This window comes from Ancylobacter mangrovi (assembly GCF_024752335.1).
GTDB classification, from domain to species: domain Bacteria; phylum Pseudomonadota; class Alphaproteobacteria; order Rhizobiales; family Xanthobacteraceae; genus Ancylobacter; species Ancylobacter mangrovi.
Genome location: NZ_JANTHY010000002.1, coordinates 817,643 through 838,598 on the forward strand (window position 1 = coordinate 817,643; position 20,956 = coordinate 838,598).

At 70.5% G+C, this 20,956-nt stretch carries 16 protein-coding genes and 1 tRNA gene; 7 read left to right on the top strand and 10 right to left on the bottom strand.

What is annotated here, in order from left to right; translation table 11 throughout:
- Positions 1 to 57: 57 nt before the first annotated feature.
- On the top strand, positions 58 to 1,095 hold the full coding sequence (locus NVS83_RS09645; protein WP_258739093.1) for a helix-turn-helix domain-containing protein: 1,038 nt from the start codon (positions 58 to 60) through the stop codon (positions 1,093 to 1,095).
- Between the two features lie 296 nt (positions 1,096 to 1,391).
- Complete coding sequence (locus tag NVS83_RS09650) at positions 1,392 to 2,405, top strand: zinc-binding alcohol dehydrogenase family protein (protein ID WP_258739094.1); 1,014 nt, start codon at positions 1,392 to 1,394, stop codon at positions 2,403 to 2,405.
- 15 nt (positions 2,406 to 2,420) lie between these two features.
- On the opposite strand, the gene NVS83_RS09655 is transcribed toward NVS83_RS09650, so the two are convergent.
- The gene (locus NVS83_RS09655; RefSeq protein WP_258739095.1) at positions 2,421 to 3,350 is read right to left on the bottom strand and encodes a LysR family transcriptional regulator; all 930 of its coding nucleotides are present in this window, start codon (positions 3,348 to 3,350) and stop codon (positions 2,421 to 2,423) included.
- Positions 3,351 to 3,504: 154 nt separating this feature from the next.
- Between NVS83_RS09655 and NVS83_RS09660 the strand changes: the two genes are divergently transcribed.
- The 3 genes from NVS83_RS09660 (at position 3,505) to NVS83_RS09670 (ending at position 7,555) form a co-directional block, all read left to right on the top strand.
- On the top strand, positions 3,505 to 4,458 hold the full coding sequence (locus tag NVS83_RS09660; RefSeq protein ID WP_258739096.1) for a choline ABC transporter substrate-binding protein: 954 nt from the start codon (positions 3,505 to 3,507) through the stop codon (positions 4,456 to 4,458).
- 85 nt (positions 4,459 to 4,543) lie between these two features.
- The gene (betC, locus tag NVS83_RS09665; RefSeq protein ID WP_258739097.1) at positions 4,544 to 6,082 is read left to right on the top strand and encodes a choline-sulfatase; all 1,539 of its coding nucleotides are present in this window, start codon (positions 4,544 to 4,546) and stop codon (positions 6,080 to 6,082) included.
- A gap of 93 nt (positions 6,083 to 6,175) precedes the next feature.
- Positions 6,176 to 7,555: a flavin monoamine oxidase family protein gene (locus NVS83_RS09670; protein ID WP_258739098.1), complete on the top strand. Its 1,380-nt coding sequence runs from the start codon at positions 6,176 to 6,178 to the stop codon at positions 7,553 to 7,555.
- Positions 7,556 to 7,613: 58 nt separating this feature from the next.
- On the opposite strand, the gene pheT is transcribed toward NVS83_RS09670, so the two are convergent.
- From pheT to NVS83_RS23540, 5 genes are all read right to left on the bottom strand, one after another.
- Complete coding sequence (gene pheT / locus NVS83_RS09675; RefSeq protein WP_258739099.1) at positions 7,614 to 10,019, bottom strand: phenylalanine--tRNA ligase subunit beta; 2,406 nt, start codon at positions 10,017 to 10,019, stop codon at positions 7,614 to 7,616.
- A 22-nt stretch (positions 10,020 to 10,041) separates the two neighbouring features.
- Positions 10,042 to 11,142, bottom strand: a complete 1,101-nt coding sequence (gene pheS / locus NVS83_RS09680; RefSeq protein ID WP_258739100.1) for a phenylalanine--tRNA ligase subunit alpha — start codon at positions 11,140 to 11,142, stop codon at positions 10,042 to 10,044.
- A 205-nt stretch (positions 11,143 to 11,347) separates the two neighbouring features.
- The gene (gene rplT / locus NVS83_RS09685; RefSeq protein WP_258739101.1) at positions 11,348 to 11,716 is read right to left on the bottom strand and encodes a 50S ribosomal protein L20; all 369 of its coding nucleotides are present in this window, start codon (positions 11,714 to 11,716) and stop codon (positions 11,348 to 11,350) included.
- 31 nt (positions 11,717 to 11,747) lie between these two features.
- Positions 11,748 to 11,948 (bottom strand): 50S ribosomal protein L35, encoded by a 201-nt coding sequence (rpmI, locus tag NVS83_RS09690; RefSeq protein ID WP_258732330.1) that lies wholly within the window; start codon positions 11,946 to 11,948, stop codon positions 11,748 to 11,750.
- Between the two features lie 257 nt (positions 11,949 to 12,205).
- A complete protein-coding gene (locus NVS83_RS23540; RefSeq protein ID WP_374115031.1) occupies positions 12,206 to 13,072 on the bottom strand; it encodes an SH3 domain-containing protein in 867 nt (288 codons plus the stop codon).
- A gap of 298 nt (positions 13,073 to 13,370) precedes the next feature.
- Here NVS83_RS23540 and NVS83_RS09695 point away from each other — a divergent pair, with 298 nt between their 5' ends.
- Positions 13,371 to 14,177 carry an undecaprenyl-diphosphate phosphatase gene (locus tag NVS83_RS09695; RefSeq protein WP_258732332.1) on the top strand — a complete coding sequence of 269 codons (807 nt, stop codon included), beginning with the start codon at positions 13,371 to 13,373 and terminating at the stop codon, positions 14,175 to 14,177.
- A 102-nt stretch (positions 14,178 to 14,279) separates the two neighbouring features.
- Here NVS83_RS09695 and NVS83_RS09700 read toward each other — a convergent pair whose 3' ends face one another.
- Positions 14,280 to 15,236: a complex I NDUFA9 subunit family protein gene (locus NVS83_RS09700; RefSeq protein ID WP_258739138.1), complete on the bottom strand. Its 957-nt coding sequence runs from the start codon at positions 15,234 to 15,236 to the stop codon at positions 14,280 to 14,282.
- A gap of 546 nt (positions 15,237 to 15,782) precedes the next feature.
- On the opposite strand from NVS83_RS09700, the gene NVS83_RS09705 reads away from it, so the two are divergent.
- Positions 15,783 to 15,867, top strand: a tRNA-Leu gene (locus NVS83_RS09705).
- A gap of 165 nt (positions 15,868 to 16,032) precedes the next feature.
- On the opposite strand, the gene NVS83_RS09710 is transcribed toward NVS83_RS09705, so the two are convergent.
- The 3 genes from NVS83_RS09710 to NVS83_RS09720 all read right to left on the bottom strand — a co-directional run bounded on the left by NVS83_RS09710 (position 16,033) and on the right by NVS83_RS09720 (position 20,852).
- On the bottom strand, positions 16,033 to 17,610 hold the full coding sequence (locus NVS83_RS09710; RefSeq protein ID WP_258739102.1) for an FAD-dependent monooxygenase: 1,578 nt from the start codon (positions 17,608 to 17,610) through the stop codon (positions 16,033 to 16,035).
- Positions 17,611 to 17,690: 80 nt separating this feature from the next.
- Positions 17,691 to 19,346: a Na/Pi cotransporter family protein gene (locus NVS83_RS09715; protein ID WP_258739103.1), complete on the bottom strand. Its 1,656-nt coding sequence runs from the start codon at positions 19,344 to 19,346 to the stop codon at positions 17,691 to 17,693.
- A 123-nt stretch (positions 19,347 to 19,469) separates the two neighbouring features.
- Complete coding sequence (locus NVS83_RS09720) at positions 19,470 to 20,852, bottom strand: MFS transporter (protein WP_258739104.1); 1,383 nt, start codon at positions 20,850 to 20,852, stop codon at positions 19,470 to 19,472.
- Between the last annotated feature and the right edge of the window lie 104 nt (positions 20,853 to 20,956).

Genomic DNA, 20,956 nt, shown 5'->3' on the forward strand with positions numbered 1-20,956 from the left:
GCAAGAGTAAGCTTGGTATATGTGAGGCGCTTGTCATTTCGCGTCAGGCAGGGGGCCATGGCCTATTCGCGATCCTTCACCCTCGTCCGCGCCCGGGGTTTCGGCGCGCTGCCCGATCTGCTGGAGCAGCGCGCCGGCGAACGGGCGATGCTCGGCGTATTCGAGAGCGAGGGGCTTCCGATCGCGCTGAGGGACCAACTCGACACGCCGATGCCGATCGGCGCGATGATGGGGCTGTTCGCGCGTTCGGCCAGACTGTTGGGCCAGAGGACCTTCGGCCTCGACGTCGGCGCGCACATGTCGCATGACGGCTACGGCCTGTGGGCGCAGTACAGCAGCCAGGCGGCGACGCTCGGCCGGGCGCTGCAGCGGAGCGTGATCTCCAGCAGCGCGCATCTGAGCGGCTGCCGGCTGGAGCTGGTTCCGGAAGCCGGCCGTTATGTCTGGCGCTTCGTCACGCCGCGATTTCCCCTGCGCATGATCGAGCATTCCGACCACGTGCTGCCGCCGATGCTGAATCTGGTGCGGGTGTATCTCGGCGAGACCTGGCGGCCGGAATGGGTCGAGGTGAACTACGCCCGCGACCCCGACGCGGGGAAGGTCGAGCGGCGGCTCAAGATCCCGATGCGGTTCGAGGGGCCGGGCGTCGGCCTCGTGCTGCGCCCGGAGGATCTGACGCGGCGCCGGCCGGTGCACGTGTCGCCGCCGCGCCGGGCGATCACGCTGCGGGACGTCGAGGCCGATGTGACGCTGAGGAACGCGCCCGAGCCCGCGCGCGCCCTGTCGGCGGTGATCGCGCTCCGGCTGCTCGACGGCGCCAGCGACATTGAGGGCGCGGCGCATCTGGTCGGCATCAGCGTGCAGTCGCTGCAGCGTCGGCTCCGCCAGCACGGCTACACCTATCGCGAGGTGCTGGACCTGGTGCGGCGCGACCGCGCGGTGGGGCTGCTGACCGAGACCCAGCTCTCCGTGCTCGAGATCGCGCTGGCACTGGGGTACGAGGACCACGGCAACTTCACCCGCGCCTTCACCCGCTGGCTCGGCTGCACGCCCAGCGCCTTCCGGCGCATGCGGTGCTTCGATCCGCTGATCTGAGCACCTGTCCCTATCCGGCGAGGGTGGCCGGCGCGCCCGTCATTCCGCCGCCTTCATCTTTGGATGTCGGCATCATCGACGGCGATGCAGACGCCGGTCGTGCTGCGCCCGCTGCCCCTCGATCCTCAGGGAGCCGTTCGCGCCCTCGCCGCCGGGTGAGGATCGATCAGGAAGCCGACTTGATGGCATTCGGACTATGCGTTTCCCTTCTCGACCCGCGCCCGCCATCTTGCTCCCGACCCGCAGCCGCGCCGCCTCGCGGGTCGCTGCCCATAAACGTTGCGAAGGACTGAGCGATGAAGGCCATCGGCTTCTACGAACCCCTGCCGATCGACGACGAGCGCGCGCTGGTCGAGATTGAGATGCCCATGCCGGAGCTGCGCCCGCGCGACCTGCTGGTCCGCATCGAGGCGGTCTCGGTCAACCCGGTCGACGTGAAGGTGCGCGCCAGTGCCGTTCCGCCCACCGGCGAGCCGCGCATCCTAGGCTTCGACGCGGTCGGCGTGGTCGAGGCGGTCGGTGCCGAAGCGCAGCTGTTCAAGCCGGGCGACGCGGTGTTCTATGCCGGCAGCATCGACCGGCAGGGCACCAATGCCGAGTTCCATGCGGTGGACGAGCGCATCGTCGGGCGCAAGCCCGCGACGCTGACCAGCGCCCAGGCGGCGGCGCTGCCGCTGACCTCAATCACCGCCTGGGAGCTGCTGTTCGACCGGCTGCGCGTCTCCTATGGCGTGAAGGCGCAGGACGGGGCGATCCTCATCGTCAACGGCGCGGGCGGGGTCGGCTCCATCCTCACCCAGATCGCCCGCCGGCTGACCGGTCTCACCGTCATCGCCACCGCCTCGCGGTCGGAGACGATCGACTGGGTGAAGGAGATGGGCGCGCATCACGTCATCGACCACCGCCAGCCGCTCGTCGAGGGGCTGAAGGCGATCGGCATTCCCGAAGTGCAGTATGTCGCCGGGCTGACCGCGACCGAGCACCACCTGCCGGCGATCGTCAATGCGCTGGCGCCGCAGGGCGCGCTGGCGCTGATCGACGATCCCAAGGTGCTCGACGTGGTGCCCTTCAAGCGCAAGAGCCTCGCCCTGCACTGGGAGCTGATGTTCACCCGGCCGCTGTTCCAGACGCCGGACCTGATCCGCCAGCACCGCCTGCTCAATGAGGTGGCCGCGCTGGTCGACGAGGGCCTTCTGCGCACCACGTTCAAGCATGAGATCGGCCCGATCAGCGTCGACGGCCTGCGCGAGGCGCACAGGCTGCTGGAGAGCGGGCGCAGCATCGGCAAGGCCGTGCTCAGCGGGTTCTGAGCGCCCGGGACTACGTCACTTTGCCGGCTTACCAAATCGGGCGGAGCCGGCATCGGCCTTCACCTCGCGCTCGATCCAGTCGATCAGGTCGCGCGCGGCGGGCGACGGGTCGGGCCCGGGGCGCAGCCAGTAGCCATGATCGGCCCGCAGCAGCGGCGGGCCGATGGCGACCAGCGTTCCATCGGCCAGCGCGCCGTCGATCAGGCCCGACCAGCCGAGCGCGACACCCTGGTCGGCGATCGCCGCCTGCACCACGAGCCCATAGGTGTTGAGGCTGAGGTCGCTGGCGCTCGGCCCGCGCGCGAAGCCGGTGGCGGTGAACCAGTCGCTCCAGCCGAACCAGCGCGGGCGCGGCGTGCTCTCCAGATGCAGCAGCGGCACCGCGCCGATCCGCGCGGGCTGCTCGGCGAGGCCGTGCCGCGCGGCGAAGCGCGGCCCGCACACCGGAACCACCTTCTCCTCGAGCAGCTGGACCGCGTTGGCGGGAAAGTCCGAACGCGTGCCGAACAGCACCGCGACGTCCTCGGCGTTGTCGCCGCTCGGCTCGGCGGCGGCCGAGGCGATGACGTGGACCTCGGTGTCCGGCCGCACCAGCCGGAAGGCGGCGACGCGCGGCATCATCCAGAACGAGGCGAAGCCGTAATCGGTGAACAGGCGGACCACCGGGCGCCGGCTCATGCGGCGGATGGCGCGGGCGGCGCCGTCGAGCTCGGCCACCGCCCCGCACGCGGCGCGGTGCAGCGTCTCGCCGGCGGGGGTGAGCGTGCTGCCGCGATGGCTGCGCATCAGCAGCGGCGTGCCGAGCTGCTCCTCCAGCATGCGCACCGTGTAGCTGACCGCGGGCTGCGACAGGCCGAGCTCCTGCGCGGCCCGGGTCAGGCCGCCGAGCCGGCCGACGGCCTCGAAGATGCGCAGCCAGGCGAGCTCGAGAGGGCGCTCAGACATAAAGATGCTCTATGCCGGACATCCAAAATTGGCGGCTTCACAGCATTTGACATCTAGATGTCTGATGAAGGCAAGATCAAGGGGAACGAAATGGCCGCACAAGCGCCGGACCCTTGGCCGCGACAAGCCTCTCCACCCTTCCAGAGGTCCCACGATGAATCGCTCCCTTCTGGCGGCCGCCGCCCTCTCCCTCGCCGTGCTTTGCCCCGCTCTGCTCGCCGCCCCCGCGCGGGCGGACGCACCCTCCTGCAAGACCGTGCGCATGTCGGACCCGGGCTGGACCGACATCACCTCCACCAACGCCATCGCCGGCGCGCTGCTCGGCGGCCTCGGCTATGAGCAGGACGTGAAGACGCTGTCGGTGCCGATCGGCTACGAATCGATGAAGAACGGCAATATCGACGTCTTCCTCGGCAACTGGATGCCGGCGCAGCAGAAGTTCATCGACGCGCTGGACAAGGCCAAGGCGGCCGACGTGCTCGCCACCAACCTCAAGGGCGCCAAGTTCACCCTCGCCGTGCCGAGCTATGTGGCGGAAGCGGGCGTGAAGGACTTCAAGGACCTCGCCGCCCACGCCGACAAGTTCGGCAGCGCGATCTACGGCATCGAGCCGGGCGCCCCGGCCAACCAGAACATCCAGAAGATGATCGACGCCGACGATTTCGGCCTGAAGGGTTGGAAGGTGGTCGAATCCGGCGAGCAGGCGATGCTGGCCCAGGTCAAGCGCGCCACCAACGGCAAGGACTGGATCGTCTTCCTCGCCTGGGCGCCGCACCCGATGAACGCGAATTTCGACCTGACCTATCTCTCCGGCGGCGATGCCTATTTCGGCCCGAACTTCGGCGGCGCGGACGTGCGCACGCTTGCCCGCACCGGCTGGGCGGGCGAATGCCCGAACGCGGCCAAGCTGTTCAAGCAGCTCACCTTCGATCTGCCGATGGAGAACGCGATGATGGGTCTCATCCTCGACGACGGCAAGGAGCCGGCAGCCGCCGCCAAGACCTGGCTGAAGGCGCATCCCGACGTGCTCGGCCCGTGGCTCGAGGGCGTCACCACCTTCGACGGCAAGCCCGGCCTGCCGGCCGTCAGGGCCTCGCTCGGCCTCTGAGCCGACGCCGAGGGCCGGCGCCTCGTGATCGACGGGGCGCCGGCTCCGGCCGGCTTTCCCCGTCCGTCACATGACGTTGCGTGCCATGACAGCCCCGATCGACGTTGCGACGTCCCGCCCGAACATCCTCATCCTGATGGTTGACCAGCTCAACGGGACGCTGTTCCCCGACGGGCCGGCGGGCTTTCTCCACGCGCCGCATCTCAAGGCGCTGGCCGCGCGCTCGGCGCGCTTCGCCAACACCTATACGGCGAGCCCGCTCTGCGCCCCGGCGCGGGCCTCCTTCATGTCCGGCCAGCTCCCGAGCCGGACCCGCGTCTACGACAACGCGGCCGAGTTCACCTCGGACGTGCCCACCTATGCCCATCACCTGCGCCGCGCGGGCTACCACACCGCGCTGTCGGGCAAGATGCACTTCGTCGGGCCGGACCAGCTTCACGGCTTCGAGGAGCGGCTGACCACCGACATCTACCCGGCCGATTTCGGCTGGACCCCGGACTACACCAAGCCCGGCGAGCGGATCGACTGGTGGTACCATAATCTCGGTTCGGTCACCGGGGCGGGCGTGGCGGAGATCACCAACCAGCTCGAATATGACGACGAGGTCGCCTACCACGCCGGCCGTAAGCTCTACGACCTCGCGCGCGGCCATGACGGGCGCCCCTGGTGCCTGACGGTGAGCTTCACCCACCCGCACGATCCCTATGTCGCGCGCCGGCGCTTCTGGGACCTCTATGAGGACTGCCCGGCGCTGGATCCGGTGGTGGCGCCGATTCCGTTCGAGGAGCAGGACCCGCACTCGCAGCGGCTGATGCTGGCGAGCGACCATGCGGCGAGCCATGTGACGGGGGAGGACGTGCGCCGCTCGCGCCGGGCCTATTTCGCCAACATCTCCTATATCGACGAGAAGATCGGCGAATTGCTCGACATTCTCGAGCGCTGCGGGATGGGCGAGAACACGATCGTCGCCTTCGTCTCCGACCATGGCGACATGCTCGGCGAGCGCGGCATGTGGTTCAAAATGAGCTTCTTCGAGGGCTCGGCCCGCGTGCCGCTGATGATCGCCGCTCCGGGCCTGCCGGCCGGGCGGATCGACGCGCCGGCCTCGACGCTGGACGTGCTGCCGACCCTTGCCGAGCTCGCCGGCATTGACCTGTCGGGCGTGATGCCCTGGACCGATGGCGAAAGCCTCGCCGGGGTGGCGCGCGGCACGGATGTGCGGGGCCCGGTACCGATGGAATATGCGGCGGAAGGCTCCTACGCGCCGCTGGTGGCGCTGCGCGAGGGGCCGTGGAAGCTGGTGCTGTGCGATCTCGACCCGCCGATCCTCACCCATCTCGCGGACGACCCCCATGAGCGGGTCAACCGCGCCGACGATCCCGCCTGCGCCGGCGTGCTGGCGGATCTCGCCGCGCGGATGCGCCAGCGCTGGGATCTCGCCCGCTTCGACGCCGAGGTGCGCGCCAGCCAGGCGCGCCGCCACGTGGTCTATGAGGCGCTGCGGAACGGCGCCTATTACCCGTGGGATTTCCAGCCGCTGCAGCGCGCCTCCGAGCGCTACATGCGCAACCATATGGACCTCAACATCCTCGAGGACGCGCAGCGCTTCCCGCGCGGGGAGTAGCGCCGGTCCCGGCGCCTCCTGCTTCGACGAATGGCGTCGTTTCCACCCGCGCGGGTGATTCCACCGGGCGGGAAAATTCTCTAGCGTGGCGGCATGAGTGAACGAGCCATCCGCGCCGCGCGCGCCCTCCCCGGACCCCTGAGCCGTCGCCGCTTCCTGGCCGGTGCCTCCGCCGCGCTTCTCGCCGGCCCCGCCCTCGCGCAGTCGGGGGCGACCGATGTGGATGTGGCCATCGTCGGCGGCGGCGCGGCGGGAATCGCGGCCGCGCGCCGGATCGCCGGCTCCGGGCACAGCTATGTGCTGCTGGAGGCCGGGCCGCGGCTCGGCGGGCGCGCGCGCACGGTCGAGGCGCTGGGCATGGAGGTCGATCTCGGCTGCGGCCTGCTGCCGGGCGATTTCCATCCGCTGCTCGCGGCGGCCGACGCCGCCGGCCTCGCCGTGACTGACCTGTCCAACGGGCCGCGGCTCTATGTGGAGGGGCGCGAGGCGAAGGAGAGCGACTACGACCACTTTCTCGCCGCGCTCGGGCAGGCGCGGCGCGACATCCGCGCGGCCGCCGATGCCGGAAAGGACGTCGCCGTCGCCACGGTGATGCCGAAGCCCGAACCCGGCTCGAGGTCGGGCCCGTGGGAGGCGACCGCCGCCGACATGCTCGGCCCGCTCGGCTGCGGGCGCGGGCTCGAGACGCTGTCGACGCTCGATCTCGCCCTGCGCGCACCGCCGGCGGGGAACGCCACCAGCCCGGTCGGCGTCGGCGCCATGCTGCAGACGCTGGGCGCCTGGCTGAACCTGCAGACCGACGCGCCGGTGACGCAGATCACCCATGGCGGGCGGGTCCATGCGCTGCGGGTCGAGGGCCAGCGCGGGCTCATCCGCGCAAGGGCGATCATTCTCGCCGTGCCGGCGCCGGTGATCGCGGCGGGGGCCATCAAGTTCAATCCCGCGCTGCCCAGGCGGCTCGCGCAGGCGTTCGACGACTGCCCGGCGGGCGCGCTCGAGCAGGTCGCGTTCCTCTTGCCGGGCAATCCGCTGCGGCTCGAGGCGGACGAGCGCATCCTGCCGCGCGCGGGCAAGGTGCCGGCGCTGCTGCGCGGCCGGGTCAACGGCACCGATCTGCACATCCTCACCTTCGGCGACGCGCCGGCGCGTGAGATCGCGGCGAAGGGCAAGGAGGCGGGGTTGCGGCTCGCCCGCGCCTTCCTCGGCGAGGCGTTCGCGCTGGCGCCGGAGACCGTCACCGAGGTCGCCTGCTCGGCCTGGACCACCGATCCGCTGATCCGCGGCGCGATGGCCGCGGTGCGGCCGGGCAAGGGCGCCCAGCGCCGGCTGTTCGAGGACCCGGTGCAGACCCGCATCTTCCTCGCCGGCGAGTACACCTCGACCGATTCCTGGGGCTCGCTGGCGGGGGCGTGGGAATCGGGCGAGGTGGCCGCCGCCAAGGCGCTGGCGCTGCTCGGCGACGGGCCATCCTGAGGCGGACGCGCGCGGCGCCCGCCCTCCGGCGCGTGGGCCGAGTGTCCGGCCCGGCGCCTCAGCCGCGCAGGGTGGCGCCGGTCTTCTTCGTTACCTCGGCGACGATCTTCGCGGCGACCGCCTCGATCTCGGCATCGGTCATGGTCTTCTCGCGCGGCTGCAGCGTGACCGAGAGCGCGACCGACTTGGAATCGGCCTCGATGCCCGGGCCCTCATAGAGGTCGAACACGTTCACCGCGGTGATCAGCTTGCGGTCGACGCCGGCGGCGGCCTTCACCATGTCGCCGGCCGCGACCGAGCGCGGCACCAGGAAGGCGAAATCGCGCTCCACCGGCTGGAAGGCGGCGAGCTCCAGCAGCGGCTTCACCCGCGTGGGCTTGGCCTTCGGGGTCGGAATGCGGTCGAGCAGCACCTCGAAGCCGACCAGCGGCCCTTCGACATCCATCGCCTCGAGCACCGAGGGGTGCAGCTCGCCGAAATGGCCGATGACGTTGGCGCCGAGGCGGAAGGTGCCGGAGCGGCCGGGATGGAACCAGTCCGGCGCGTCGGCCGAGATCTGGAGGTTCGCCACCGGCGCGCCGCAGGCCGCGAGCACGGCGAGCGCGTCCGCCTTGGCGTCGAAGGCATCGACCGGCTCGGCCTTGGCCGACCAGTGGCGCCCGGCGCCCGCCGGCTTCGCCAGCGCACGGCGCAGCCCGGTGGCGGCGGTGAACTGGTCCTGCGGGCGGTCGCCTTTGAACACCTGGCCGACCTCGAACAGCGCGCTGTCGCCGAGCCCGCGGTCCGCATTGGCCTGGCTTGAGCGCACGAGGCCGGGCAGCAGGCTCGGGCGCATGTCCGACAGGTCCGAGGCGATGGGGTTGGCGAGCGCGAGCTCGGGCGCGCCGCCGCCGAACAGCTCGGCCTGGAGCTTCGGCACGAAGGACCAGGTGACGGCTTCGACGAGGCCGCGCGTGGCGAGCGAGCGCTTGGCCTTGCGGGTGCGAAGCTGCAGCGTGGTGAGAACCGGCTTCAGGGCGTTCTCGTCGCGCTCGAAGGGCAGCGAGGGCACGCGGTCGAGGCCGAGGATGCGCACCACCTCCTCGACGAGGTCCGCCTTGCCCTCGATGTCGCCGCGCCAGGACGGCGGGGTGACGTCGACCGTGCCCGTGCTGCCCGCGACCTTGAAGCCCAGCCGCGTGAGGACGTCGATCTGCTCGTCGTCCTCCGCCGCGAGTCCGGCCAGCCGGTCGGTGAGCGACAGCGGGAAGGCTATGGTGCGGGCGGTGTCGGGGATCGCACCGGCAAGCTCGATCCCGGAGGCTTCGCCGCCGCACAGGTCGAGGATCAGCTTGGTCGCCAGCTCCAGCCCGGGAACGGTGAAGGCCGGGTCGATGCCGCGCTCGAAGCGGAAGCGCGCATCCGAGTTCAGCCCCAGCTTGCGGCCGGTGGAGGCGATGTTGATCGGCTCCCACAGCGCGGATTCGACCAGCACGTCGGTCGTGCCTTCGTCGCAGCCCGATTCCTCGCCGCCCATCACGCCGGCGAGCGATTCCACCGCACGGGCGTCGGCGATCACGCACATGGTCTCGTCGAGCGCGTAGGTCTTGCCGTCGAGCGCCAGCAGGCTCTCGCCCGCGACGGCGCGGCGCACCACGAGGTCGCCATGGACCTTGCCGGCGTCGAACACGTGGAGCGGGCGGTTCTGGTCGAAGGTCATAAGGTTGGTGACGTCGACCAGCGCGTTGATCGGGCGAAGGCCGATGGCGCGCAGCTTGGTCTGCAGCCATTCGGGCGAGGGGCCGTTCTTCACGCCGCGGATCAGGCGCAGCGCGAAGGCGGGGCAGGGCGCGCCGTCGGCGATCGTCACCTTGACCGGGCAGGGGAAGGCGCCGGCCACCGGCGCGATCGCGTCCTCGACCAGCCGGCCGAGGCCGGCGGCGGCGAGGTCGCGGGCGACGCCGTGCACGCCGAGTGCGTCGGCGCGGTTCGGCGTCACCGCGATCTCGATCACCGGGTCGTCGAGGCCCATCCAGTCGACATAGGGAGCGCCGACGGGGGCGTCCTCGGGCAGGTCGATGATGCCGTCATGGTCCTCGGAGAGCTCGAGCTCGGCGGCCGAGCACAGCATGCCCCGGCTCTCGACGCCGCGGATCGAGCCCACGCCGAGCGTGATGTCCTTGCCGGGAATGTAGGTGCCGGGCGGGGAGAACACGCTCTTCATGCCGGTGCGCGCGTTCGGCGCGCCGCACACCACCTGGACGGGCTCGCCGGCGCCGGTGTCGACCATGCACACGCGCAGCTTGTCGGCGTTGGGGTGCTTCTCGGCCGAGATGACATAGGCGATGGAGAAGCCCTTGAGCTTGGCCGCCTTGTCCTCGACGCCCTCGACCTCCAGCCCGATGCGGTTCAGCGCATCGAGGATGTCGTTCAGCGAGGCGGTGGTGTCGAGGTGCTCCTTGAGCCAGGAGAGGGTGAATTTCATGACGGTTGCTCCTCTCCTCGGATCAGTTCGACAGCCCGCCGGCCAGCGTCGGGAAGTCGAGCGGGCGGAAGCCGTAATGGGAGAGCCAGCGCACATCGGCCTCGAAGAAGGCGCGAAGGTCCGGCATGCCGTATTTCAGCATGGCGATGCGGTCGATCCCCATGCCCCAGGCGAAGCCCTGATACTCGTCCGGGTCGAGGCCGCAATTCCTCAGCACGTTCGGGTGCACCATGCCGCAGCCGAGGATCTCCAGCCAGTCGCTGCCCTCGCCGAAGCGGATCTCGCCCGGGCGCGAGCGGTCGCACTGGATGTCGACTTCCATCGACGGCTCGGTGAAGGGGAAGAAGGAGGGGCGGAAGCGCATCTTCACCCCGTCCACCTCGAAGAACGCCTTGCAGAACTCCTCGAGGATCCATTTGAGGTGGCCGAGATTGGAGCCCTTGTCGATCACCAGCCCCTCGACCTGATGGAACATCGGCGTGTGGGTCTGGTCGCTGTCGGAGCGATAGGTGCGGCCGGGGCAGATGACGCGGATCGGCGGCTTCTGCGCGAGCATGGTGCGCACCTGCACCGGGGAGGTGTGGGTGCGCAGCACCAGGCGCGAGCCGTCCTCCTTGGTGGGCAGGTAGAAGGTGTCGTGCATCTCGCGCGCGGGGTGCCCCTCGGGGAAGTTCAGCGCGGTGAAATTGTGGAAGTCGTCCTCGATGTCCGGGCCCTCGGCGACCGCGAAGCCCATATCGGCGAAGATCGCGGTCAGCTCGTCGATGACCTGGCTGATCGGGTGCACGCGGCCGAGCTCGGCCGGCGCCTCCCGTACGGGGAGCGTGACGTCGACGCGCTCGGTCTCGAGGCGCTTCGCCAGCGCGGCGGCCTTCAGCTCGGTGCGGCGGGCGGCGATGGCCTCGTTGAGGCGGTCGCGCAGGCCGTTGATGGCCGGGCCCGCGGTCTTGCGCTCCTCGGGGCTCATGCCGCCGAGGCTCTTCAGCAGCTCCGAGACCGAGCCCTTCTTGCCGAGCGCGGCGACGCGGACCGCCTCCAGCCCCGGCTCGTCGCCGGCCGCGGCGATGCCGGCGGTGAGGTCGCGCTCCAGCGCGTCGAGATCGGGAAGGGCGGCGACGGACATGACGGCTCCTCGGCGGAACGGCGGGCTCGGGCGGTACGGGCCGAACGCGGGCACAGCTCGCTCCGGCGCTGCGGCGGTTCGGGTGCGGCGCTTATAGCGGGGGGACATGACGCGGCAAAGCCGCTCCCGCTACGCCGCCAACGCGAAAAGCCCCGGGCGCTGGCGCGCGGGGCTTTTCTTGTTCGGTCCCGGCATTACGGGAAGATCAGGCGGCCTGCTTGTCCAGCGCGGCCTTCGCCTGCTCGACCAGGGCCTTGAAGGCCTCGGGCTCGTGGATGGCGATATCCGAGAGCACCTTGCGGTCGACCTCGATCCCGGCCTTGCCGAGACCGTCGATAAATCGGCCATAGGTGAAGCCGAGCTCGCGGGTGGCGGCGTTGATGCGCTGGATCCACAGGGCGCGGAAGTTGCGCTTCTTCGCCTTGCGGTCGCGATAGGCGTATTGCTGCGCCTTCTCGACGGCCTGCTTCGCGACGCGGATGGTATTCTTGCGGCGGCCGAAATAGCCCTTCGCAGCCTTCAGCACTTTCTTGTGCTTGGCGTGCGAAGTGACGCCGCGCTTGACACGTGCCATGGGGGTCTCTCCTGGTACTGGCTAAGGGGCGTCAGTCGTTGGGCAGATAGAACTTGCGAACATTGTAGGCATCACGCTCGGACATGATCGTGGTGCCGCGCTGGTCGCGGATCTGCTTGTTGGTGCGCTTGATCATACCGTGGCGCTTGTTCGCCTGGGCCATGATCACCTTGCCGGTGCCGGAGAGCTTGAAGCGCTTCTTCGCTCCGGACTTGGTCTTCATCTTGGGCATTTGGCTCGTCTCCACGGCCGGCAGCGCCCTCTCGCGAGAGTGTCCGGCCCAATCTAGTGTGAGCATTCGAACCGCCACGGCAGCCCTTTTAGCCGGGCGGTTCGGGAAGGCCGCACCCCATACAGGAGCGGCGGGCCTATTTCAAGCGCCGCACGCAAAAGCGGCCCGGAGAGGGCTCCCCGGGCCGCCGGCCGTCCGCCTCGGCGGCGGACGGGATGGGTCTCAGGCAGGCCGCCGCTGCAGCGGCTCGGCCCGCCTCAGCTCTTCTTGCACCAGGGCAGGTTGGCCCCGCTGGCGCAAGGGTCCTGATCCTTGCGCGGCGCGCCCTGCTGCGGCCTTCCCTGAGGCGGCTGCGCCTGGGGCGGAGGACCACCCTGCGGCGGACGGCCCTGCGGGGGCTGTGCCTGCGGCGGGGGGCCACCCTGGGGCGGCCGGCCCTGATGAGGCTGGCCCTGCGGCGGAGGACCGCCCTGCGGAGGCCCACCCTGGGGCGGACCACCCTGAGGCGGACGTCCACCCTGCGGGGGAGGGCCGCCCTGCGGGTGACGGCCGCCACGCGGCGGGTAGGCATCCGGCGGCGGTCCGCCCGCGCCCTGCGGGGGCCCGTCCCAGCCACGGCCATAGCCGTGCTGCGGCGGCGGTCCACCCCAGCCCGGGCCATGGCCGGGAGGCGGCGGGCCACCCCAGCCGGGACCAGGTCCCGGGCCAGGCGGCGGCGGGCGGCGGTGAGGCGGAGGCCCGCCCCAGCGGTCATGATCGGCGTACCACGGCCGGCCGCGATAGTAGCGATCCCAGTAGTTGCCGAAGTTGAAGGCGATGATCGGCACGCCGATCCGCGGCGCGTAGTCGTCGATCTCGACCCGCCGGCCGCGATAGTCGGATTCGAGGTACTGCGCGGCGACCCAGCCGCGATTGCCCCGCCAGTCGACGTCGCACCAGCTGTAGTCGTCGAGGCAGCCATGGATACCGAGGCCGGTTCCGGCCTCCAGCACTACGACGACCGGATAGGAAGTGCTTGGGCCCGCCCTCAGATTGACATCCGTCGTTACGAAGCCGGGCTGCTGTGCCGCCGCGGCGCCGCCGAGCAACAGCACGAAGGCTGCGCTCGCCAAAACTCTTTTCATTCAACCGTTCTCCCAACGTTGTCAGAATCACAACGCCGACCGGCGCCAAATGGACCCATCTTGTTGGGCAGTTTCATGATGGCGGAACGTCGGGTCCGCGACAGGTGGGGAAAACTGACGTTGCGGCGGCTGTGCGCGGGGCTCCGCCCCGGCGCCGCGTCACGTTGATTGTGCGCCGCGAAGCAGACAGGATGCGCGCGATCCGCGCTCCGGGTCCCTGATTCCGGCTCCATGATTCCGGCTCCAGGCCGATCCCTCGCCGCCTCTTTCGCTCCCCGCCATTGACGGACCCGATCCCATGTCGTTCGGCACGCTGTTCGAAGCCTTCCTCCTCGGCCTGCTGGAAGGCTTCACCGAGTTCCTGCCGGTCTCCTCCACCGGCCACATCCTGCTGGCCGGGCACTTCCTCGGCTTCGAGAGCCAGGGCAAGGTGTTCGAGGTGCTGATCCAGCTCGGCGCCATCCTCGCCATCGTCACCGTCTATTTCCAGCGCTTCTGGCATGTGCTGATCACGCTGCCGACCAGCGCGCGCTCGCGCCGCTTCGTGTTCGGCATCATCGTCGCCTTCCTGCCGGCGGCGGTGATCGGGGCGCTGGCGCACGACTTCATCAAGCGCGTGCTGTTCGAGACGCCGGCGCTGATCTGCGTGACGCTGATCCTCGGCGGCATCGTGCTGATCTGGGTCGACACGCTGAAGATCCGGCCGATCCACACCGACGCCATGGCGTTCCCGCCCATGCTGGCGCTGAAGATCGGCTTCATCCAGTGCCTCGCCATGATCCCCGGCACCTCGCGCTCCGGCTCGACCATCGTCGGCGGGCTGCTGCTCGGCGCCAGCAAGCAGGCGGCGGCGGAGTTCTCCTTCTTCCTCGCCCTGCCGACCATGACCGGGGCCTTCGCCTACGACCTCTACAAGAACCGCGACGCGCTCAGCATGGATGACGGCATCATTATCATGGTCGGCTTCATTGCCGCCTTCGTCGCGGCGGTGGCGGTGGTGCGCAGCCTGCTCGCCTTCGTCTCCAAGCACGGCTACACGCCGTTCGGCTGGTGGCGCATCGCGGTCGGCGGCGTTGGGCTGGTGGCGCTGGCGCTGGTCGGCTGACCGGCGGCTCGCCACGCGAGACCGTTGGCACGCAAAAAAGGCCGCCGGCGCGATCTGCGTCCGGCGGCCTTGAAGCGATTGCGGTTCGGTGGTGGGGAAGCCTCAGGCGGCTTCCGGCCGGGTGAACTGGCCCGCCTTGCGGTAGCGCCACATATAGCCCGGCAGCACGGCGCCGATCGCGGTCGGGTGGATGCCCAGACCCTCGAGCGTGCGGCCCTCGGCCTTCGCCGCCTCGGAGACGATGTTGTCATAGGCGAGCAGGCGCACCTGGTCGCGGGTGAGCAGCGGGTTCGGCAGCAGCTCGAGCACGCGCGCCTTGAGCATGGCGAGCCCGCGCGGCACCGGCACCAGCAGGCGCTTGCGTCCGATCTCCTCCAGCATGATCTCCATGAGCTGGCGGAAGGTCAGCACTTCCGGGCCGCCGAGCTCGTACACCGTGCCGGGCTTCGCCTCTTCATCCACCGCCTTGGCGATGGCGGCGGCGACGTCGCCGACGAAGACCGGCTGGAACCGGGTCTCGCCGCCGCTGATCAGCGGCAGGAAGGGCGAGAGACGCGACATGGCGGCGAAGCGGTTGAAGAAGTCGTCCTCCGGGCCGAACACGACCGAGGGGCGGAAGATCACCGCGTCGGGACGCGCCTCGAGCACGCCGGCCTCGCCCGCCGCCTTGGTCTTGGCGTAGAGCGCGTCGGAGGCGGCGTCGGCGCCGATGGCCGAGAGGTGGATCATCCGCGCGCCGACTTCCTTCGCCGCCAGCGCGACCTGCCGGGCGCCGAAATCGTGCACGGCCTCGAAGCTCTGGCGCCCGCTCTGGTGCAGGACGCCGACGGCGTTGATGACGACCTCGGAGCCTTCCGCCGCGCGCAGCACGGAGGCGGGATAGCGCAGATTGGCCTGCACCGGGTTGACCTGGCCGACCGCACCCAGCGGCTGCAGATGGCCGGCGAGGTCGGGGCGGCGCACGGCGACGCGCACCCGCCAGCCCTGGCGCACCAGCGCGCGCACCACATGGCGGCCGATGAAGCCCGAGCCGCCGAAGACCGTGACGAGACGCTCCATCGGCGCCGCGCGCTTCAGCAGCTCGGCTTCGCTCTCAAGCGGCAGTTCGTCGGCATTGGCGGCGTCGACCATCGCATTCTCTCCCGGCCCGGCAGTGGCATGCCAGAGGATTAGCGCGGTGCCGGCCCAGCGTCCAGCGCGCTCGCGCATGGGAGGTGGCCGGGAAGGGTGCTGGGACGGGGATCGGGAGGGCTTGGGGTGGCCTTGCCGGACAGCGGGAGCGGCTTTCGTGCCGGGTTCGGAGCGGGCTCGTGCGGAGATTCGCGAAAAGCCGCGCCGAAACCCGCCAGGATGGTGTCCGCGATTTGCGCAGCGGTCGTTCTGAAAGGAGCAGGATGCCGCCGGGTACGGCTACGGTTACGGCTACGGCTACGGCACTAGGCTTGGCGCCCCGCGCGCCCGCACCACCCCGCCGGGGTTCTGCCAGCGTGGACGGAGGCGCCAACCGGACGGCCGCATCCCGTTCATACGGGGACATCTGGAATGTCTCGTTGACAAGATGGATCGAGGCCGACTATGTGTCCCCGCCGTGCCCGATGGGCGCGAGCCCAGGTGGCGGAATTGGTAGACGCGCTGGTTTCAGGTACCAGTGGGTAACACCGTGGAGGTTCGAGTCCTCTCCTGGGCACCATTCGATCATCCGACATGGTCAGATATCGTTCGAAAAGCCGCTGAAACGACGGGTTTCGGCGGCTTTTTCGTTTGTGGCGCCGTGTAGGGCAGAACAGGGTCATCTTCCTCGCGGTGTTCCCCGCCTGCCAATCCCACCGACCTCCGCCATCCGTGGCGGCACGGTTCATTTCAGCCCGATGACTTCGGCGAGATAGGTCGGCACGGCGGCGGCGACCGTGGCGGCGGGGCCGCGCCAGGCGATGTGGTTGTCCGGCCGCACCAGCCATGCCTGCCCCTCGCCGAAGGTCGCGGCGAAGCGGCCGGCGGCGTCGCTCAGCAGTTCGACCCCCGGCGGCTCGTCGAGGCCCGCCTCGCCCGACGCCAGCGCGACGACGCGCACGCGGCCCGGCCAGCGGCGGTGGATATCGGCCGCCAGCGCCTCCACCGCGTCCGTCGTCCCGTCCACCGGCACCAGCAGCACGAAGCGGGTTCCCTTCAGCACGTCGAAGAGCCGCAGCGGGAAGCCGAACCCGTGGCGCCGCAGCCCCTCGATGTCGGGCATACGGTCGCCGGCGGAAAGCCCGTCCCCCGCGACATCGGCGAGCGGGCTGCCGCGATAGCTCACCAGGACCTGGGTATCGGCCAGCCGGTCTCCCTCGCCGCGCCGGCCCAGATTGACGCTTTCCTCGACGGTGTGGGCGATCACCGCCTCGGCGACCGGGCGCCGCTCGGCCTCGTAGCTGTCGAGCAGCCGGCGGTCGGCCTCGCCCTTCGCCACCAGCGCCAGTTTCCAGGCGAGGTTGTAGGCGTCCTGGATGCCGGTGTTCATGCCTTGGCCGCCGGTCGGCGGATGGACGTGGCAGGCGTCACCGGCGATGAAGACGTTGCCGGCGCGGTAGTGCTCGGCGAGGCGGATCGAGATCCGGAAGATCGACGACCAGCGCAGGTCGCCGAGGCGCGGGCGGTCCGGCAGCAGGCGGTCGGCCACCTCCTGAAGGTCGGCGAGGCCGGCGCCGGGCCGCTCGGCCTGGATGCCGTGGTCGGTGCCGTCCCTCGCCGGCGCCCCCAGCCGTGCCGGGGCCATGGCCGAGACGCGATAGCGCCCGCGCTCGGGCAGCGGCACGGCGACCAGCAGGTCCGGCGGCGCGTCCTCCATCGGGTGCACGGCGAACACGGCGAGCCCGCGCGGCACGTCCCAGTCGATCGATACGTCGCCCAGCATGAACTCGAACGGCCAGGCCTCGCCCTCGAACGCGATGCCGAGCGCCTTGCGCACCGCGCTGTGCGCGCCGTCGCATCCGACCACGAAGTCGAACGTCGCCGACTCCCGGCCCTGCGGACCGTCGAGCTCGACATGAACGCGATCCTCCGCCTGCGAGAGGGCCGCGAGCGCGACCGCGCGCTCCGGGACGATTCCGTACTGCGCGAGCCGCTCGGTGAGCACGCGCTCGGTCTCGTATTGGGGCACGCCGAGCGCCGCATAGGGCAGGTCGGAGAGGTCGCGCCGCTTGTCGCGCGGCGGCTGGCCGGGGAGCACCATGCGCATGCCGTCGAGCCACAGCCCCGCGTCGATCATCTCGCGCGCCAGCCCCATGTCCTCGAACACTTCGAGCGAGCGCGGGGTGACGCCGATGGCGCGGCAATAGGGCGAGGGAGTTGCGAGCTTGTCGACGAGGCGAACCCGCACGCCGTGGCGGGCCAGTTCGGCCGCGAGTGTCAGCCCGACCGGACCGGCGCCGACGACGAGTACGGATGCGTCCATGATCAGTCCTCCCCGGCTGCCTTTTTACAGGCGAGCGGGAGGGCGTGGCCAGAGTGGCCTCGCTTCCCGACTCCCGATGTCTAGCCTCCGGCGACGCGGCTCGGCAGCAGCTCGCCGCTGCGCTCCAGCACCGGATAGGCGGCGGCGGCGACGATGTGGCTGTTGATCAGCTTGAGGTCGCGCAGCAGGTCGAGCTGCAAAGCGCTCGCCTGCGCGGTGGCGAGGACGCCGCTGCGCAGCCGGTCGAAATGCGCCCGCGTCGCCCGCGCCTCGGCATCGCGGAACGCCACCTTCTCGTCGGCGAGCAGGCGCGCGGCGCGCGGGTCGTCGGTCATGAACAGCGAGGCGGCGGTGCGCAGATTGACGATGATGCGGTTGGTGAGGGCGACGAGCTCCTCGCGCCCGTCCTTCGGCACCAGAAGGCCGCGCTTCAGGCCCTTCGAGAGATGCGGCAGCAGATAGCGGTCCACCACGTCGCCGGCCTGTTCGAGGTTCATCGCGAAGGCGAGGATCTCGTTGAGCCGGCGATGGTCGTCATGGCTGAGCTCGTCCGGGTCGATCGAGGTCAGGTAGGACTTGATGGCGATGTTCAGCCGGTCGAGCACGTCGTCCCGGCGCCGGGTCTCGGCGATCAGGCGGCGCTCGCTCTTCGCCAGCCCCTCGCGGGCGCCGAGCAGCATGGTCTCCAGCCCGTCGACGAGCCGCAGCGTCTCGCGCGCCGCGCCGCCCAGCGCGACGATCGGCGTCTCGCGGGCGGCCGGGTCGAGATAGATCGGCGCCGAGGGGTCGACGGACGCCTGCTCGTCCGGCAGCAGGCGCCTCAGCAGCTGGGCGAGCGGGGTGAGCAGCGGCAGGAAGACCAGCGCCACGGCAAGGTTGAACAGCGTGTGGAAATCGGCGACCGCGCGGATCGTGTCGGGCTGCAGCGTCACCATGAACCGGCCGATCGGCTGCAGCGCCGCCAGCGCCAGGGCGATGCCGACGAGGCGCGTCACCAGATTGCCCATCGGCACCCGGCGGGCGGCCGGGCTGGCGCCCGCGGCGCCTTCCAGCAGCGGATTGATGGCGGTGCCGAGATTGGCCCCGAGCACCAGCGCGAAGGCGGCGTCCGGCGGCACGATGCCGTGCGCGGCCAGCGACATGACCAGCAGCACCACCGCGACGCTGGAATGCACTGCCCAGGTGAGCCCCGCCGCCACCAGCACGTCGAGCAGCGGCGTGGTCGCGATGGAGCCGAGCAGCAGGCGCAGGCTAGGCGCGTCCTCGACGTCGACCAGCAGACCGAGAAGCTGGTGCAGGGCGAGCAGCATCAGGCCGAGGCCGATCAGCACCCGCCCGAGATCATGGGCCGGCGCGCTGGCGCTGCGGCGGAACATCAGCACGCCGACCAGGATCAGCGCCGGCGCGACGGTGGAGATGTCGAAGGACAGGAGCTGGACGATCAGCGTGGTGCCGACATTGGCGCCGAGCATCACCGCGAGCGCGGGCACCAGCTCGACGAAGCCGCCGGCGGCGAAGCTCGTGACCATCAGCCCGGTGGCGGTGCTGCTCTGCAGGATCGCGGTGATGCCGAGCCCGGCCGCGAAGGCGCGAAGGCGGCCGGCGAGGGCGTGGTTCAGGATCGCCTTGAGGCGCGGCCCGAAGGCGCGCTGCATGCCGGTCTGCACCATGTGGGTGCCCCAGAGCAGCAGCGCGATGAAGCCGGCGAGATCGACGAGTGTGACGGGAAAGCTCATGGGCGCATCCGGTGCCTGCGGCCGGCCGCGTTGGCCGCCCGGCTACGTGAACGCTAAACCCCGCGCCGTGGCAGCATCAAGATCGACCCTTGGCCATTGCCGCCGGTGCCGGACGGCCGGCGGTCAGGACAGCGACCCGACCGCGCCGCCGCCCTGGCGGGAGACGCGGGCCCCGCTAGACGGGCCGAGCGCGCCCTTGCCCTCGCCGCGCTGCTCCCCGCTGGTCAGCGCCACCAGCCAGCAGGCGCAGGCGAAGCCGGCGACGAGCAGGCCGCTGATCAGCATGACCACGCCGTGCCAGCCATGGCCGGTCCAGAACACGCCGCCCAGCGTGCCGACCACGCTCGAGCCGAGATAATAGGCGAACAGGTAGAGCGAGGAGGCCTGCGCCTTGGCGTGGTGGGCCCGGGCGCCGACCCAGCTCGAGGCGGTGGAATGGGCGCCGAAGAAGCCGGCGGTCAGCACCGCCATGCCGAGCACGATCACCGGCAGCCACGGCGCCAGCGTCGCCAGCACCCCCACCAGCATCAGCCCCAGCGACAGGCACAGCATCGGGCCGCGCCCGAGCCGCACCGCGAGATCGCCGATATAGGCGGAGGAGACGATGCCGACGAGATAGACCGCGAAGATGAAGCTGACCGAGATCTGGCTCAGCGAGAAGGGCGGCTGCATCAGCCGGTAGCCGGTGTAGTTGTAGACGCACACGAAGCTGCCCAGCAGCAGGAAGCCCTGCAGGAACAGCGCCCTGAGGCCGCCGTCGCGCAGGTGGCCGGCGAAGGAGCCGGCGAGCACCCGTACCGAGGGCGAGCTGCGGCGGAAGTTCCGCGAGGCCGGCAGGGTGCGCCACAGCACCAGCGCGCAGGCGACGCCGACCACGCCGACCGCGAACAGGCCGGTGCGCCAGGAGACGAAATCGGCGACGACGCCGGCAATGGCGCGCCCGCCCAGGCCGCCGAGCCCGCTGCCGCCGATATAGAGCCCCATGGCGAGGCCGACCGACTCGGTGTGCATCTCCTCGCTGACATAGGCCATCGCCACGGCCGGCAGGCCGCTGAAGGCGATGCCCGCCAGCGCCCGCAGCACGACGAGGTCGTTCCAGTCGCGCACGAAGGCGCTCGCCATCATCAGGAGCGCCGAGACGAGGAGCGAGGTCACCATGACCGGCTTGCGCCCGACGATCTCGGACAGCGAGCTCGCGACCAGCATGGCGAAGGCGAGCGTGCCGGTGGTGGCGGACAAGGCGAGGCTGCTCTGGGCCGGGCCGATGCCGAATTCCTGCGAGAACACCGGCATCAGCGGCTGCACGCAGTAGATCAGTGCGAAGGTCGAGAAGCCGGCGGAGAACAGCGCGAGATTGGTGAGCCGGAAGCTGCGCGTACCGCGCCGGATGCGGCTGTCGACGGCGGCTCCCGGATGGTCGGGAAGGGTGGCGTCGAGGGGAGTAGAGAGGGGAGAGACGAGGGGCGCGGCGGCGCGGGCGTCGGGCAGAGCGGATATGTCGGTCATCGGGATCACTTCCGCGGCGCAACGGAACTGAAAGGCGCCGCGAGGATGCAGATGGGACCGCAAACCTATATTGTCCAATATCGGTTTGGTCCTGATTGATAGGT